The 15745-nt window shown below is 60.6% G+C and carries 15 protein-coding genes; all 15 read left to right on the top strand.

Annotation, left to right across the window (positions count from 1 at the left end; translation table 11 throughout):
- The 15 genes from Q7S96_02985 (at position 1) to asnB (ending at position 15745) form a co-directional block, all read left to right on the top strand.
- Positions 1 to 1074, top strand: a complete 1074-nt coding sequence (locus tag Q7S96_02985) for a hypothetical protein (GenBank protein MDO8463211.1) — start codon at positions 1 to 3, stop codon at positions 1072 to 1074.
- Positions 1035 to 2627 carry a hypothetical protein gene (locus Q7S96_02980; GenBank protein ID MDO8463210.1) on the top strand — a complete coding sequence of 531 codons (1593 nt, stop codon included), beginning with the start codon at positions 1035 to 1037 and terminating at the stop codon, positions 2625 to 2627. Before Q7S96_02985 ends, Q7S96_02980 begins: the two co-directional genes overlap by 40 nt.
- A 68-nt stretch (positions 2628 to 2695) precedes the next feature.
- Entirely contained in the window at positions 2696 to 3601 is a 906-nt protein-coding gene (locus tag Q7S96_02975; protein ID MDO8463209.1) for a hypothetical protein, read from the top strand.
- 103 nt (positions 3602 to 3704) lie between these two features.
- Entirely contained in the window at positions 3705 to 4337 is a 633-nt protein-coding gene (gene hisH, locus Q7S96_02970) for an imidazole glycerol phosphate synthase subunit HisH (protein MDO8463208.1), read from the top strand.
- On the top strand, positions 4327 to 5073 hold the full coding sequence (locus Q7S96_02965; protein ID MDO8463207.1) for an imidazole glycerol phosphate synthase cyclase subunit: 747 nt from the start codon (positions 4327 to 4329) through the stop codon (positions 5071 to 5073). Before hisH ends, Q7S96_02965 begins: the two co-directional genes overlap by 11 nt.
- A gap of 4 nt (positions 5074 to 5077) precedes the next feature.
- Positions 5078 to 6247, top strand: a complete 1170-nt coding sequence (locus Q7S96_02960) for an N-acetyl sugar amidotransferase (protein MDO8463206.1) — start codon at positions 5078 to 5080, stop codon at positions 6245 to 6247.
- A 157-nt stretch (positions 6248 to 6404) separates the two neighbouring features.
- Positions 6405 to 7295 carry a class I SAM-dependent methyltransferase gene (locus Q7S96_02955; protein MDO8463205.1) on the top strand — a complete coding sequence of 297 codons (891 nt, stop codon included), beginning with the start codon at positions 6405 to 6407 and terminating at the stop codon, positions 7293 to 7295.
- Positions 7292 to 7999, top strand: a complete 708-nt coding sequence (locus Q7S96_02950; protein ID MDO8463204.1) for a glycosyltransferase family protein — start codon at positions 7292 to 7294, stop codon at positions 7997 to 7999. Before Q7S96_02955 ends, Q7S96_02950 begins: the two co-directional genes overlap by 4 nt.
- A 14-nt stretch (positions 8000 to 8013) precedes the next feature.
- Complete coding sequence (locus tag Q7S96_02945) at positions 8014 to 9066, top strand: Gfo/Idh/MocA family oxidoreductase (GenBank protein MDO8463203.1); 1053 nt, start codon at positions 8014 to 8016, stop codon at positions 9064 to 9066.
- A gap of 86 nt (positions 9067 to 9152) precedes the next feature.
- Entirely contained in the window at positions 9153 to 10343 is a 1191-nt protein-coding gene (locus Q7S96_02940; protein ID MDO8463202.1) for a DegT/DnrJ/EryC1/StrS family aminotransferase, read from the top strand.
- Between the two features lie 13 nt (positions 10344 to 10356).
- Positions 10357 to 11418, top strand: a complete 1062-nt coding sequence (locus tag Q7S96_02935) for an NAD-dependent epimerase/dehydratase family protein (GenBank protein ID MDO8463201.1) — start codon at positions 10357 to 10359, stop codon at positions 11416 to 11418.
- A gap of 13 nt (positions 11419 to 11431) precedes the next feature.
- Complete coding sequence (locus tag Q7S96_02930) at positions 11432 to 12415, top strand: methionyl-tRNA formyltransferase (GenBank protein MDO8463200.1); 984 nt, start codon at positions 11432 to 11434, stop codon at positions 12413 to 12415.
- Positions 12416 to 12421: 6 nt separating this feature from the next.
- Positions 12422 to 12880, top strand: coding sequence for an HIT family protein (locus tag Q7S96_02925; protein MDO8463199.1), 459 nt, complete (start codon positions 12422 to 12424; stop codon positions 12878 to 12880).
- Positions 12877 to 13920: an N-acetylneuraminate synthase family protein gene (locus Q7S96_02920; protein MDO8463198.1), complete on the top strand. Its 1044-nt coding sequence runs from the start codon at positions 12877 to 12879 to the stop codon at positions 13918 to 13920. The genes Q7S96_02925 and Q7S96_02920 overlap by 4 nt, the downstream gene beginning before the upstream one ends.
- A 4-nt stretch (positions 13921 to 13924) precedes the next feature.
- Positions 13925 to 15745 carry an asparagine synthase (glutamine-hydrolyzing) gene (asnB, locus tag Q7S96_02915; GenBank protein MDO8463197.1) on the top strand — a complete coding sequence of 607 codons (1821 nt, stop codon included), beginning with the start codon at positions 13925 to 13927 and terminating at the stop codon, positions 15743 to 15745.

Raw genomic sequence — 15745 nt, 5'->3', positions numbered from 1 at the left:
ATGCGATTTGGCCCCATCAACCGATTTGTGCTCTTCGGCGGTGGGACGCGTCTCGCCGCATTCGCGCAGCACGCGATCGCGCGCGGGTACGGCGTGATCGTGTGTTCCGCGCCGCGACTCCTCACGGCGGTACTCGACGGCACGACGGTGACGGTCGAGCAGCACCTGCGGGATATGGGCATCCCATTCCATTCCATTACCGATCTCCGCGCCTTCCCCCTCGAGACGCTCGTCGACGAGCGCACGATTGGTATATCGTTTGGTGCGCCGTGGATTTTCCGCAATGAGCACCTCGTGTTGTTTGCGGGTCGGCTCCTCAACGCGCACGGGACGTGCTTGCCGGAGAATCGTGGCGCGGCGACGTTTTCGTGGCAGGTGATGCGCGACGATCGCCGTGGCGCGTTCCTCTTCCACGAGGTGGATGCAGGTGTCGATAGCGGTCCCATCATCGCCATGGAGTCGTACATGTTCCCAGAGACCTGTCGGACCCCTGCGGAGTATCGGGCATATCACGTTGCACACGAGCCGGATTTTTTTGCGCGATTTCTCGACCGGCTTCGTGTGGACGATGATTTTCCGCACATCTCGCAAGACGAGGCACGTGCAACGTACTTCCCGCGGCTCGCGACCGCAGAGCACGGTTTCGTTGATTGGCGGTGGAGTGGCGAGGAGATTGCGCAGTTCATCGCGGCGTTTGACGATCCGTACTCCGGTGCGATGACGTTCCTCCGTGGTGCGCGTGTGACGTTGCATGGGGCAACCACGCATGATCGTGATGGGGCATTCCATCCGTTCATGAGTGGGCTGATTATTCGTGTGCATGATGACGGTATCGCGATTGCGGCGCACGACCGTACGCTGGTCGTCCGCGCCGTCCGTCCGATCGTTGGCGAGAAGCCGCCGGTCATGCGTCCTGGTGTTCGTTGCGCAACCCCGCAATCGGTGCTCGATGCCGCCCGTGCATTTGAGGCGGTGTATGACGCGCACGGGCTTCGCACGGATGCGTCGCGCATATCGTCAGTAGCTCCATCGGTATGGCAACCCGCGAGTTCCCCCTCGACATCGGCTCCGTGAAAGCATTCGGCGTTGATCGCTGGCGCGAGACATGCTCGTGGCCCGTCCCGGACCACGAATTTATTGCGTTAGCCGATGCAGTGGAAGGATCCGTGCGATCCGCCATTGCCGCCACGCCGGGGGATGTCGGTGCCGCGCTGCTCATCGCGCGCGAGCTTCCGGTCACGCTCGTGCACATGCTCCACGCGCGCGCGGTGGTGGTGCGCGTGCGTGCGGCGGGGCATGAGCCCGTGTGCCAGCCAGCCGCCGCGTGGTTTGCGGAGGCACTCGGGCACGCCGCATCATTTACGGCATCCGTCGGTGCCGCGCGCGCCGTGTGGATGGTGCCTGCGGTTCGGCTGGTGCGATGGGGGCGCGGAATTGCCGCGAATGCAACTGCGGTGAAGATGGCGGCGCGCGTCCGCTCCGAACGTCGGATATGGGTTGCAGGAGCACCGCATGCGCTTCTCGCGGAGTACCTCGCGCACACCCCGGAGTGGGTTCGGACGCTGTACAACGACGCGCTTCCCCCGATGCCCGATTGTCCTGTTGGTGTACGCGCGGCCCTGCGCATCGCTGCCGCGTCGTTGGTGGATGCGTGTACCGGTATCGCTCAGCAGTACGCGATTCCTACCGATGATGCGTTCCGTGATGTACTCCGTACGCGGACGGACGCAATGCTCGTGGATGCAGTCCGCATGCTGCTGCAGATGCGCGCATTCGTTGCAGCCCATGCCGTCGCGCACGTTGCGCTTGGATCGGCGACGCAGCATCGCCAACGCGCACTCGCGCTCGCCGTGCGGGAGCGTGGCGGGCGCGTGATGACGGCTGCGCACGGGGGATTCGTAGGGCTCTTCAACACCGCGATGCCAACATGGTCCGAGTTCGCGCTCTCGGATACCTACGTCACCTACACCGATGGGAGTGCCGATCTCTGCCGTCGCATCCATCGCGCGCGGCTTCCCATCGTGCCAAACCCGCTCACAATTGTATCGGGCGTGAGCGGTATCTATCGCGCAATCCGGCAGCGCATGCGCCCGGTCCCTGCAGCGGCGCGCATCCGTCGCGTCATGGTCATCGGATTTCCGCAGAACGCACAACGTAAGTACACTGCCGCCGCGTCGCTTGGGCTCCAGCAGTTGGACCTCGAACTCCGCATCATCGAAGCACTCCGCGATGCCGGGTACGGTGTTGTCTACAAGGCGCACCCAGATCGTCTCGCGGAAGTGCGAGGGATGTTTGATGGGCGCGCCGAGGTGCTCGCGGAGGACTTTCACACCGCGCATACCCACGCGGATGCGTTCGTATTCGGGAGCATGCGCACCACCGCGTTTCCCATCGCACTCTGCACGACCAAACCGATAGTGGCACTGTTGGTGGACGGCGACCCCGCACCACCATTCCCCGATGCGCTCGCGCTCCTTGCGCGGCGCGTGCGTATCGTCCGTGCGGCCTGCGACGATCGTGCGCGAGTGGTATTCGATGCGCGTGCGCTGTGCGATGCGGTCGCACAGCCCGCCGATCCCACCGACACGGCATTTCTCGATCGGTACCTCCTCCCGTCGTCCGATTGACAGCGCATCCAGCAGTATCATAGTTGGTTGGTGTGTTGCGGTGCAACGCATGAAAAGGAGGAAGCGTGATGGAAGTGGTTCCTTGGCAATTGCCGATATCGTTGGGACTCTTCACGATGGTCGTGAATCCAATCCTCATCAAGCGTGCGACAGGGCTTCCATCGCGGACGCGGCGCATGGTGTGGATGTTCGGGTTTGCGGCGTGCTACGCCGTGCTGTTCGCGTGGATCGTGGGTGCGCCGATCGTCGGGACATGGACCCTTGCAATCGGTGCCATCGGATTCGTGAACAGCTTGGGCGCGTACTGTCAATGGCGTGCCGTGGACATCAGCGTGAGTCGGACATACCTCTTCACGCAGGCGGACGACTTCATCGCGATGGCACTCGGGTACTTCGTGCTCCACGAGTATGCGCACCTCGCCGACTCTGCACTGCTTGCGACCGGCGTCGCGGTTGCCATCGCTGGCGGCACGGCAATCTCCGTGGCGCGGTATCGCGGTGCAGATGGTGTAGCGGTACCTGCAGCGACATTCCCATGGAAGCAGCTCGCGCTGTGGATCGCGGGGTACAGCGTCATCTGGGGATTCGGGCACTTCGCCATGCGCGTGTTTGCGCTCGAGGGAGTGTCCGTGCCGAGCTTCGTCGCCGCGTGGTACCTTGGGTCATACGTCGGCGCGTTGAGCATTCGGTTCCTCCTCGGACGTGCGGAAGCAGGAGCGCCGCTCGATGCGCGCGGTATCCGCGGTATGCTGCTCCTCGCTTCCACGATTGCCATTGCACTATTCATGTGGACGTGGTCGCAATCGCTGGCACCAATCACCGTCGTCCAGCCGATCAAGCAGGTCGCGGAAATGGTGATTCCGACCATGGTCGGCCTCATCGTGTTCAAGGAGGCGCAGGGCCTCGGGCGCGGGGTGTACGCACGGTTCGCCATCGGCATCGCGGGCTGCGCAATTATCTTCATTGTGTTCTGACGGTGTCTGAACGGACGGCTCCTCATGGGCCGTCCGTTTCTCTTGCGGGCGCGCGCTCGTGCGGTACGCTGGTCCAAGATACGGTGTCGTCCGTCGTGCGCGTATGGTTGCCATCATTGACTACGGTCTCGGGAATATCCGTTCGGTCGCGGCGGCGGTTGCGCGGGTAGGGTTCGTGCCAATCGTTACGGCGGACCCCGCAGAGCTGCAGCGCGCCGAGGCGCTCATCCTGCCGGGCGTGGGCGCGTTTGGCGATGGCATGGCGAATCTCCGCACGCGTAATCTCGTGGAGCCGCTCACCGATCTCATCTTGCACCAGCAGAAACCCATCCTTGGCGTCTGCCTCGGCGCGCAGCTTTTCGCGCGATCGAGTGAGGAATTTGGTCACCATGAAGGACTGGGATGGATCGCTGCGGATGTAGTACGCCTTGCGCCGCCGGATGGGCTGCGCGTGCCGCATGTCGGATGGAACGATTGCATCCGCACGCAACAGTCCCCGCTGTTTGATGGCATTCCTACCGACGCGCTGTTTTATTATGTCCATAGTTTTCACATTCGATGCGATGATTCCACAATCGTTGTGGGGGAATGCGAGTACGGGTCGCGTTTCACGGCCGCGTTCCAGCAAAAAAACATTGTCGCAACACAGTTTCATCCGGAGAAGAGTCAGCAGCATGGATTGCAGTTCCTGAAGAATTTTTTGTTGCAAATGCCTGCGCGCTCGTATGTTGCGTAATCGTGTTGTCACCGTCCTTACGTTCAATGACGGCGTGCTGTTTCGGACGAAGGAGTTTCAACCGGACTACCGCTACACGGCGAGTTTTGTGGACGCATGGTCTGTAGATGAAGTGGTGCTCCTCGATATCACCCGTCCCGGGTTGGGTGTGCGTGAGCATTTTCTTGCAGTGGTGGAGCAATTCTCGGAGCGCTGTTTCGTGCCATTGGCAGCGGGCGGCGGAGTGCGTACGATGGAGGATGTGCAGCAGCTCCTGCGGAGCGGTGCCGACAAGGTGGTGGTGAATTCGGTGGCAGTGCAACGGCCTGGGTTTATCACGGAGATCGCACAGGCATACGGAGCGCAGTGCGTCGTTGTTTCTTTGGATGCGAGGCGGAATGCGCAGGGGACCTACGAGGTGTATACCGAGTGTGGGACGCAACCGACAGGGCTCAATCCAGCGGCGTGGGCGCGAGAAGCGCAAGCGCGCGGAGCGGGGGAGGTCATGATCACCTCCATGGAGAAGGACGGGTCATTGGAGGGCTACGACAATACGTTGAACCAGCTCGTCGCCGATGCCGTGGACGTTCCGGTACTCGTGTGCGGTGGCGCGGGCAAGTGGCAGGATTTTGTGGACGGATTTCGCGACGGCCATGCGTCCGCGGTGTGCACTGCGAATATTTATCACTTCACGGAGCCGAGTATCCATAGCGCGAAGGCGTACCTTGCGAAGGCGGGGATTTCGGTGCGCGTGTAACTGTATGGACATGACGATCACATCGCACACGCGGCAAGACATCGCAGCACATGGGGGCCGCACGATTCAGTACTGTACGCGTTGCGTCATGCCCAACTCGCGTCCGCGCATCGTTTTTGATGCAGAGGGCGTGTGCAATGCATGTCGGTATGCGGAGCGGAAGTGGGATGGCATTGATTGGGCGGCGCGGCGTGCGGAGTTTCTCGCGTTGCTCGATCAGTACCGTGCGGACGATGGATCGTGGGATTGCATCGTGCCGTGGAGCGGTGGGAAGGACAGCAGTGCCATCGCGTACAAGCTCAAGCATGAGTTTGGGATGAATCCGCTCCTCGTCACGTTCTCGCCACAACTTCCGACGGCTGTCGGTCTGCACAACTACGAGGCGATGATTCAGGCGGGGTTTGATCATCATCTCCTTCGTCCAGATCAGCGTATCCACCGGCATCTCGCGCGGCGATTCTTTCTGGAGCGCGGCAATCATAAGATTGCGTGGGATGCGGGTATCAACGCAACGCCAGTACAGGCCGCGGTGCGGTACGGCATCCCGCTCGTTTTGTACGCCGAGCACGGCGAGAGCGAGTACGGCGGCAAGGTGCTTCGTGAGGATTCTGCGAAAGTGCGGGATTTTACCGAGGTTATCGAGCATCAAATTGGTGACGATCCGCGCAACTGGGTGGATGACGTGGTGACGGAGCGTGACCTCAACCCGTATCGGTATCCTGCCATCCAGGACATCCAGCGCGTCGGCGTGCGCGCATACTACTTCGCGTATTTCTTCAAGTGGAGCAGCTTTGAGAATTACGAATACATCAAGGATAAGATTGATTTTCAGACGTGTGCCGAGGGGCGCACGGAGGGAACATTCACGGACTTTGATTCGTTGGATGACAAATCGGACAACCTCTACTACTACCTGCAGTACGTGAAGTTTGGTTTTGGCCGCGCGATACGCGATGCGAGTCGCATGATCCAGAACAAGCAACTCACGCGGGAGCGGGGACTCGCGCACGCACGCGCATACGATCATGAGTTTCCTGCGCGGTACTACCAGGACATGCTCGCGTACCTCCACCTCACGGATCAGGAGTTCACCGCGCTCATTGACCGGCACCGAAATGCCGAGATTTGGAAGCAGGAGGGAGGGGAATGGCAGCTGCGGTTTCCGCCAGTGTAATTCGATGTCATTGCGAGGAGCACGGCTGCGCGCGTCGAAGCAATGCTGGATATCATTGGTGGGGAACGGCCGTAGCTCCTGCATCTGGTCGTGGTCGGGATTGCTTTGGTCGCGGACTCCCTCGCAATGACACAAATGTATGTCCCAATCTGACCCAATGGATTTTCCCTGTGACATTTGTGGTACCACGGATGCCGTGGAGGTTCCGCATGCGCGCGAATACACGGGCGGGCAGCCGATTCATATCTGCATACAGTGCGGGTTTGTGTATGTGAAGCAACGCCGCTCCGCGGGCGCGATTGCGGATGAGTGGTCAGAGCAGATTTATGGGAACGGGTACACCGCGCTCCTACCGGCAGTGCGGGCGCGGCTCACGTTCGTCGCGGCGTTCATGGCGGAGCAGCTCGGGGGGCTGCAGGGGAAGCGTGTGTGCGACATCGGTGCAGGGGAGGGGGTATTCCTCGAGATGCTCCGGCAGTCGGAGTACGGAGCCGCCGTGTTTGGTATTGAGCCGTCGCGCGCGAACTGTGCGCGCATGACAGCCCTTGGTATTCCCAATTTCCGTGGCACCATTGAGGAGTATGCGGCAAGCGGAACATCCGCAGGGCAGTATGATATCGCGGTCATCGCGTGGACCATGGAGAATTGTCAGTCGCCGCGCGCGATGCTCGCGGCAGCACACCGGATGTTGCGGCCCGGTGGGCAGGTGGTGGTGGCAACGGGCAGTCGCATTTTCGTCCCATTCAAGAAGCCGCTCCACTACTACCTCGGGGGTCGTGCTGCGGATAGTCACGCGTTCCGGTGGAGCGCCCAGACGCTCACGGCACAGCTCGCTACTGCGCACTTCGCGGTGCGACAGACGAATCGCTACATTGATCATGACGTTCTGTGTATGATCGCGGAGCGGCGCGATGTCGACGAAACCATCCCTTGGACTGGCGACGATTACCGTGCGGTGCAGAATTTTTTCGAGCGGTGGCATGCAGAAACGGTTGCATATTATCCCGAAGGGGTTGCGGTACCAGCCGCACCACAAACATACGTATGACGATCGGCATCATCGTTCAAGCACGGATGAGCTCGCAACGGTTGCCGGGGAAGGTGCTCCGTGACCTTGGGGGGAAGCCCATGCTTCTGTACACACTTGAGCGTGTTGCACTTGCGCACGGCGTGGATGGTGTGATCGTGGCAACGTCGGACGAAACGAGCGATGATCCCATCGCTGCGTTCTGTGCGGACAAGAGCATTCCGTGCTTCCGTGGTTCACTTGTGGACGTCGCTGGGCGATTTTTTGCCGCTGCGGACGCGCACGAATTCGACGCATTCGTGCGCGTGTGCGGGGATAGCCCGCTCACTGATCCTGCGGTCATTTCGACTGCGGTGGCATTGTTTCGCGGTAGCGAGTATGATCTTGTCACGAACACGTTTCCGCGGAGTTTTCCCGTGGGCGTTTCCGTGGAGGTTGTGCGCACGGAGCCATTCCGACGCGCGCATGTGCGCATGACGGATCCGTTGGATCGCGAGCATGTTACGCGGTACTATTATCAGCACCCAGAGGAGTTCCGCATCAAGAACTTCAGCGCGTCGCACGATAACAGTACTGCGCAGCTCGCGGTGGATACGGTGGAGGATTGGGAGCGCTTCGTGCGGATCGTGCAGCAGATGGAGCGTTCGCACACCGCATACCATTACGAGGAAATCCTTGCGATGGTGCCCGAAGGCGAGCGTGGGGGCACCCACAGCGTTCATTGAACATGGAGGAGTGTATGGAATCGTTTCGTGTTGGTGTTATTGGACTCGGCGTCGGGGAGCAGCACGCGATCGGCGTCCTGCAGCACCCGCGTGCGACACTCGCGGTGCTCTGCGATCGGGATCCAGCGAAGCTCGCGGAGGTGGGCGCGCGATTTCCGGGCGTACGCCGCATCGGCGATGCCGATGCGGTACTCACAGATCCAGACGTGGACTGCGTGGTCATCGCAACGTACGACGATGCGCACGGGGCGCAGATCCTGACTGCGCTTGCGCACGGGAAGCACGTGTTCGCGGAGAAGCCGCTGTGCTATTCGGTGGAGGAAGCATGTCGTATTCGCGCCGCACTCGCGGCACATCCCGGCCTTCGGCTCTCCACGAATACCATCCTGCGCACCTCGCAGCGGTTCCGGTGGGTGAAGGAGCAGTGCGATGCGGGCGCGTTCGGTCAGCTTTTCGCGGTGGAAGCGAGCTATCAGTACGGACGCTTGCAGAAGATCACCGATGGGTGGCGTGGGCGGCTCCCGTTCTACTCCGTCGTGTATGGTGGCGGGATCCATGTGGTTGATCTCTTGCGGTGGTTCACGGGTGATGACATCACGCGCGTGTTCGCGGTCGGGAACCAGATCGCCTCGCGTGGCACACCGTATCATTTCCGCGACTCCATCACCGCGACACTCACGTTTGCGAGTGGTATCATCGGGACCGTCGGCGTGCACTTTGGGTGCGTCGCGCCACATTTCCACCCGGTTGCGCTCTATGGAACACGGGCGACATTCGTGAACGATCTCCCGCACGGGCGGTACTACACTTCCCGCGATCCCGTGGTGCCGCCGACAGCGGTGGAGCAGCCGTATCCCGGGTGCGCGAAGTACGATCTTTTGACGGACTTCATCACCGCCGTGCTCGACGGACGTGATCCGCTCATTACGGGAGATGATGCGTTTCTGACCATGGCGGCCTGCTTCGCAATCGAACGGTCCGCCGACTGTGGAGAACCTGTGGATGTTGTGGAGATAGAGCGGGAGATGGGGATCGTTTCCCGCGCGCACACAACTACGGTACGATAGATGCGTTGTATGAGAGTGCGCATGATGCGCACTCTTTTGATCCTCTGGTGCTCCCGCGCCAGGTGCGGACAAGTACCTACGCCACTATGCAAATCACTGCTCCGCGGATTATTCCCTTTGGGAAACCGTTGCTCGGTGCGGAAGAGCGTGCGGCGGTTGCGGACGTCCTCGCAGGTTCGACGTTCGTCCATGGTCCGCGCGTGGAGGAGTTCGAGCATCGCTTTGCAGAATTTGTCGGCGTGAAGCACGCGATCGCCGTGAGCTCTTGCACCACAGGTCTGCACCTCGCGTATCTTGCGGCTGGAATCGGTCGTGGCGACGAGGTGATCGTGCCGGCACAGACGCATGTGGCAACCGCGTTCGCCGTGGAGTACGTCGGCGCGACACCAGTGTTTGTGGATGCAGAGCCGCGCACGGGGAACATAGATCTCGATGCGGTGGAGGTGGCGATTACGTCCCGAACGCGCGCGCTCTCGCTCGTCCACTACCTCGGCATGCCGGTGGACATGGATCGCGTCCGCGCCATCGCGGATCGGCACCGCCTTTTCGTCGTGGAGGATTGCGCGCTCGCGATCGGCACGTGGTTCCGCGGTGCGCACGCGGGGACGTTTGGGGACGTTGGCTGCTTTTCGTTCTATCCCGTGAAGCACATGACGACCGCCGAGGGCGGCATGGTGACGACAAACGACGACGCGCTCGCGGCGCATATGCGTCGCCAGCGTGCGTTTGGTCTGGACAAGACCGTCACCGAGCGGGCAATCCCCGGCATCTATGATGTGACGATGCTCGGGTACAATTACCGGATGAACGAGATCGAGGCGGCAATCGGCACCGTGCAGCTCACGCGCGTCCCCGGATTCCTTGCTGCGCGTGTGCGCAATGACGACGCGCTCCGCGTCGCGCTCGCGCGTATTCCCGGCATCGCGCTCCTCGCAACGAGTGACGGCGACGGTGTCAGTAGTCGCTACTGCGGCCTCGTGATGCTCTCGGATGCACTCGCGCCGAGGCGCTTTGAGATTGTGGCAGCGCTCAAGGCGCGCGGCGTCGGCACGAGCATCTACTATCCACACCCGGTTCCGCACCTCACCTACTTCCGCACGAAGTACGGGTACGGTCTCGACACATTCCCGCACGCGGCGCGCATCAGCAATCACGGCATCGCACTCCCCGTCGGTCCGCACCTCACGACAGATGACATGGCGTACATTGCGGCGATGGTGACAGAAGCAATTGCGGCGGTTGTCGTGCAGCAACCTCTTCGGGTAGCTGTTTCATAAACCTTGTGTTCGTATGGCACTCTTGAGCGGACGGCGCATTGCGTTGATTGGCGGCGCAGGGTTCATCGGCCATAACCTCGCGCTCGGATTGCGCGCGGAGGGGGCGGAAGTTGCGATCGTGGATAGTTTGCAAATCAACAATCTCCTCGCATTTGTCGGCGAAGGCGTGACGCAGCACCGCGCGTTGTACACGCGTATCCTGCACGAGCGACTTGCGCTGCTCGAGGCCGCGGGTGTGCCGCTCTATGTGCAGGATGCGCGCGATTATCATCCGCTCACCGCAGTGCTCAAGCGCATCCAACCGGATGCCATTGTCCAGCTCGCGGCGGTCGCGCACGCGAATCGTTCGAACAAGGACCCGCATAGCACGTTTGACCACTCGCTCCGCACGCTCGAGAATGCGCTCGACTACTCGCGTGGGAATGTGCAGCACTTCGTGTACTTCTCGTCGTCCATGGTGTACGGAAATTTCCCGGATGGATTTGCGTCCGAAGATACGCCGTGTCATCCCATGGGTATTTACGGCGCGCTGAAGCTCGCCGGAGAGCTTATCGTGAAGTCCTATCATCAGGTGTTTGGATTGCCGTATACGATCGTCCGTCCGTCTGCGCTCTACGGCGAGCGGTGCGTCTCGCGCCGCGTGGGGCAGATTTTCATCGAGAATGCGATCGCAGGGCAGGACATTGTGGTGCAAGGGGACGGGACGGATCGGCTCGATTTCACCTGTGTACACGATCTCGTGCACGGCATCATGTGTGTCCTTGCGCGTCCAGAGGCAAAGAACGAGACGTTCAATCTCACCTACGGCACCGGCCGTTCCATCGCAGAGCTTGCGGATGTCGTGCGTAAGGAATTCCCCGGTATTACCGTCCGTTACGAGCCGAAAGACGCATTGATGCCAGACCGCGGAACGCTCGATGTCGCGAAGGCGCGTCGCATGATTGGGTACACACCGCAGCATCCGCTTGAGCGTGGATACGAGCGGTACATTGGTTGGTACAAGGGATTTCATCCTGCGTTCGCCGTGCCAGCGGCGGTGGCGATGCCCCGCACAAGGACGGCGGTGCCCGCGTGACGAGGACGCGCGTATGCGAATCGTTTTTTGGGGGAAGGGCGCGCGCGGGGTCGCGTGTCTGCGGGCGCTCCAACAGCATGGAGACGAAATTGCATGCGTCGTTGTGCATCCGGATGATGCCGGACACTCCCCAACGTCCGTTCGGTCGGTCGCAGCAGCATTCGGTATTCCCGTGATTGCTCCGGAGAATCCGAACGCGGATGCTGTGGCATTGCAGCTCCGCGCGTACCGGGCAGATCTCTTCGTGCTTGGCGGGTACGGGAAGATTATTGCGCAGCGCATCATTGATATTCCGTTCGTGATGACGATCAATCTGCACGGCGGGAAGCTGCCCGAGTATCGCGGCTCTTCCCCCATGAACTGGGCGCTCATTCGCGGCGAAACATCGTTCACGCTATCGGTGATCAAAGTGGCGAGCGGCGTGGATGCTGGCGATGTCATTCTCGATCGTACGTTTCCTATTGGTGCGCATGATACGATTGTGGACCTGCATACGATTGCAGAACGTGAGTTTCCCGTCATGCTCATGGCGGCGGTGGAGCAGCTCGCACACGGGACTGCTGCATTGCGTGTACAGGATGTGGCACGCGCTGCGTATCTCCCGCTTCGGTTTCCCGATGACGGCCTTATCCTCTGGGATCAGCTCACCGCACAGGAGGCGCATAACCGCATCCGCGCGCTCACTGCGCCATACCCATGTGCGTTTACCTACGCGGACGGGCGGAAGGTGCAACTGCTCCGATCGGAACTCGCAACGCTTCCGATGTACGGCGAGCCAGGCCGCATCTACCGTATCACCGAGCGCGGCATGCTCATATGCGCTGCGGATCGCGCGCTTTGGATTGTCCAGGCGACATTCGCGGACGACGGCACGCCGTTGCGTGATGCGGTGCAGCGGTATGATCGGCTTGCGACCGTACGAGAAGCAGTACACGCGTGGTATCAGTCGCGTGCGACGGTGGCTGCTCCTCCACTGATGCGCGGTACATCGCCCTAAAACGTTATGGTCCCATCTGCAGTTCTGGAAAAATTTGGTTACCCGGACACACTCGTCCGCGAGTACATGCATTGGATCGTTCTTGTGCAACGGAAGCCGCTCACCCTCGGCGCGCTCCTTGTGGTGTATCGTGATGACGCGACGACGCTTGGTGGAATCACGTCGGAAGCATGGACGGAATTCGCGCAGGTCATGCGCGATGTCGAGCATGCGCTCGCGCGGGTGTTTGCACCCGACCGCATAAACCTCCTGTTCCTCATGATGGCAACGCCCGAGGCGCACGCGGCGATTCTTCCACGGTATTGCGAGGCAAGGGAGTTTGGTGGGATGACGTTCACGGATCCGGGCTGGCCGCGCGCGCCGGTGCTCGATGCGGTGCACGAGCTGACACCGGAGCAGGGCGCGGCGCATATGCACATGGTACGGGTCGCATTCCAGGACGTAGATGTCTCTCTACCGGTATGATGATTGGTCATCACAATACTGCATCGCGTGTATTCGTGATTGCAGAGATTGGCAATAATCACGAGGGTTCGCGTGCGCTTGCAGAAGACCTCATTGGTCGCGCCGCTCTCGCAGGAGTGGACGCGGTGAAGTTTCAGACCATTGTTCCGGAGCGACTTGTTGCGCGCACGGATGAGCGGCGTCTTGCGCAGCTACGCCGTTTTCAGCTTTCGTATGATGACTTTCGGCATCTCGCTACTGTTGCGCAACGGGCGGGCGTGCTCTTTCTTTCAACCCCATTCGATTGTGAGAGTGCGGCATTTCTTGATGCGCTCGTCCCTGCATACAAAGTCGCCTCGGGTGATCTGACATTCCTGCCGATGATCGAGGTCATCGCACATACGGGAAAGCCAGTTATTTTTTCGACTGGTGCTGCGACGGTAGACGAGATCCGTGTGGCAGTCGCTCACGTACAGGGAGCGTGGGCGGCGCGTGGCGTATCTGGAGATCATGCGCTCCTCCATTGCGTCGCATCGTATCCGGTACCGCCGGGACAGGCGAATCTTGGGGCGATCTCGACGCTACGGGAGCAATTTCCACATTCCACCATCGGATACTCGGATCACACCATGGGGAATGATGCGGCGGTTGCAGCGGTCGCGATCGGCGCGCGGATCGTCGAGAAGCATTTCACGCTTGCGCACGACTACTCAGATTTTCGCGACCATCAGCTCTCCGCAACTCCGGATGAGATCCGAGTACTCGTCGAACGCATCCGTGCGGTAGAGTTGATGATGGGAAGCGGCGTGAAGGTGCCACAGCCATGTGAGGAAGTGGGTAGGAGCGCATTCCGTCGGGCGGTAGTCGCTGCAGAAGATCTCCCGGAAGGAATCGTGCTGTCAGCCGCACACCTGACGTGGGTGCGCCCCGCGGGACCTTTTGCGCCAGGGCAGGAGCTTGGGATTATCGGGAAGCGTCTTCGACGTGCCGTAGTGGCGGGAACGGTTTTGGATCCACAGTGTATAGAAGAGTGCATGCCGGAGCGTTCGTTGCCCGTGTAGCATTATGTGCGGCATCGCCGGCTACATCGGAACACAACCCCCGGACGACACGCGCGCGGTTGCCACATTGGCAACCATGCACCGTCGCGGTCCGGACGCGCAGCGTTTCGTGCGCTTGCCTATGCGCGATCGCATGTGCGTGTTCCTCCATACGCGTTTGAGTATCATTGATCTCGATCCCCGCGCGCACCTCCCCATGACCATCGGGGGTTGCACGCTCATTTTCAACGGTGAAATTTACAACTACCTTGAGCTCCGGAAGTGCCTCGAAGCGCGTGGTATCGTGTTCCGTACGACTTCCGATTCCGAGGTGCTCCTTCAATCGTACCTCACCTTCGGTGAACGCTGCGTGGATGATTTTGAGGGGATGTGGGCGTTTGCGATTCACGACGCGCGCTCGCAGACGGTGTTTCTTTCGCGTGATCGGTTTGGCGAGAAGCCGCTGTATCTTCTCGAGACGACAGGAGGCGTGTTGTTCGGCTCCGAGATCAAATTCCTTGCAGCACTGTCTGGACAGCGTCTCGTCGTGAATACGCCGCAGGTGCTTCGGTATCTGGTGAACGGGTACAAGTCGCTCATGAAGGGGTCGGAGACGTTTTTTCAGGGTGTGCGCGAGGTGCCTTACGCGACGAACGTCATTGTTCAGTCGGATGGTGCCGTGCGTTCGTATCGCTACTGGCAGCCGCACTGCACACTCCAAGACATGACGCTTGCAGACGCAGTGGAGGGATTCCGTGCGCGACTGCTCGAGAGTATGCGCATCCGTCTCCGTGCGGATGTTCCGCTCGCGTTCTGTTTGAGCGGCGGTGTGGACTCGGCATCACTTGCCTCCATCGCGGCGAAGGAGTTTGGATATCGCGTCGCCACATTCTCCGTCATTGATCACGATCCACGCTATAATGAGGAGCCGAACATTCAGGAAATCGTTGCGGATATTGGGAGCGTGCACACCGCCATCCCGTTTCCGCAGCCGGGTTTTTTTGAGCGCCTCGAGCAGCTCATTGCGTACCACGATGCGCCGATTGCGACCATTTCATACTTCGTGCATTCCTACCTGTCCGAGGCAATCGCGCATGCCGGCTACCGCGTTGCGATCTCTGGCACTGCGGCAGACGAGCTGGTAACGGGCTACTACGATCATTTTCCGCTCCACCTCTATGAGATGCGAAATCATCCGGCGTATGCACGCGCGCGGAGTGATTTCATCACGCATGTGGCACCCATGGTGCGCAATCCGCTGTTGCGGGATCCCGATCTCTACAGTGCCGATAGACAGTTCCGCGGCCATGTGTACGATGAACGTGACCGGTTCCTGCAGTACGTGACCGTGGACTTCCGTGAGGAATTTCGCGAACACATCTTTTGCGATTCGCTCCTGCGTAACCGGATGCTCAATGAGTTGTTTCATGAAGTGGTGCCGGTGATTCTGCGCGAGGACGATTTGAATTCGATGTACTACTCGGTGGAGAACCGCAGTCCATACCTCGACACGCGTCTCTGCGAGTTCGCGTTCCGCATTCCCGCAGAGCACCTCATTCGTGACGGGTACGGCAAGTACGTGCTCCGCGAGGCCATGCGCGGTACGCTGCACGACCGCGTGCGGCTTGATCGCCAGAAGAAGGGATTCAACGTTTCTCTTGCATCGCTCATTGATCTGCGCGACGGTGCGGTTCGCGAGCGGATCCTCGCGCCGGGCCGGATTTTTGACCTCGTGGATCGTCGCGCCGTCGCGGAACTCATGGATGCGAACCCGCTGCCCAACAGTACCAGCAAGTTTTTGTTCAACGTCATCAATGCGCAGTTGTTTCTTGCTGCGTGCGCGTGA

The sequence above is a fragment of the bacterium genome (assembly GCA_030647005.1).
Lineage (GTDB): Bacteria > Patescibacteriota > Patescibacteriia > JACPHY01 > JACPHY01 > JAUSKG01.
Note: the sequence above shows the minus strand (reverse complement) of the source record. Positions and strands in the feature narration are given on the sequence as shown.

Bases quoted from the DNA above. Each gene is read 5' to 3' on its own strand.
- Q7S96_02930 (MDO8463200.1), top strand. From the start codon at position 11,432: ATGCGAATCGTTTTTTGGGGGAAGGGCGCGCGCGGGGTCGCGTGTCTG.
- Q7S96_02960 (MDO8463206.1), top strand. From the start codon at position 5,078: ATGGACATGACGATCACATCGCACACGCGGCAAGACATCGCAGCACAT.
- Q7S96_02925 (MDO8463199.1), top strand. From the start codon at position 12,422: ATGGTCCCATCTGCAGTTCTGGAAAAATTTGGTTACCCGGACACACTC.
- Q7S96_02955 (MDO8463205.1), top strand. From the start codon at position 6,405: ATGGATTTTCCCTGTGACATTTGTGGTACCACGGATGCCGTGGAGGTT.
- asnB (MDO8463197.1), top strand. From the start codon at position 13,925: ATGTGCGGCATCGCCGGCTACATCGGAACACAACCCCCGGACGACACG.
- Q7S96_02975 (MDO8463209.1), top strand. From the start codon at position 2,696: ATGGAAGTGGTTCCTTGGCAATTGCCGATATCGTTGGGACTCTTCACG.
- Q7S96_02940 (MDO8463202.1), top strand. From the start codon at position 9,153: ATGCAAATCACTGCTCCGCGGATTATTCCCTTTGGGAAACCGTTGCTC.
- Q7S96_02965 (MDO8463207.1), top strand. From the start codon at position 4,327: ATGTTGCGTAATCGTGTTGTCACCGTCCTTACGTTCAATGACGGCGTG.
- Q7S96_02920 (MDO8463198.1), top strand. From the start codon at position 12,877: ATGATGATTGGTCATCACAATACTGCATCGCGTGTATTCGTGATTGCA.
- Q7S96_02945 (MDO8463203.1), top strand. From the start codon at position 8,014: ATGGAATCGTTTCGTGTTGGTGTTATTGGACTCGGCGTCGGGGAGCAG.
- Q7S96_02950 (MDO8463204.1), top strand. From the start codon at position 7,292: ATGACGATCGGCATCATCGTTCAAGCACGGATGAGCTCGCAACGGTTG.
- Q7S96_02935 (MDO8463201.1), top strand. From the start codon at position 10,357: ATGGCACTCTTGAGCGGACGGCGCATTGCGTTGATTGGCGGCGCAGGG.
- Q7S96_02980 (MDO8463210.1), top strand. From the start codon at position 1,035: ATGGCAACCCGCGAGTTCCCCCTCGACATCGGCTCCGTGAAAGCATTC.
- Q7S96_02985 (MDO8463211.1), top strand. From the start codon at position 1: ATGCGATTTGGCCCCATCAACCGATTTGTGCTCTTCGGCGGTGGGACG.
- hisH (MDO8463208.1), top strand. From the start codon at position 3,705: ATGGTTGCCATCATTGACTACGGTCTCGGGAATATCCGTTCGGTCGCG.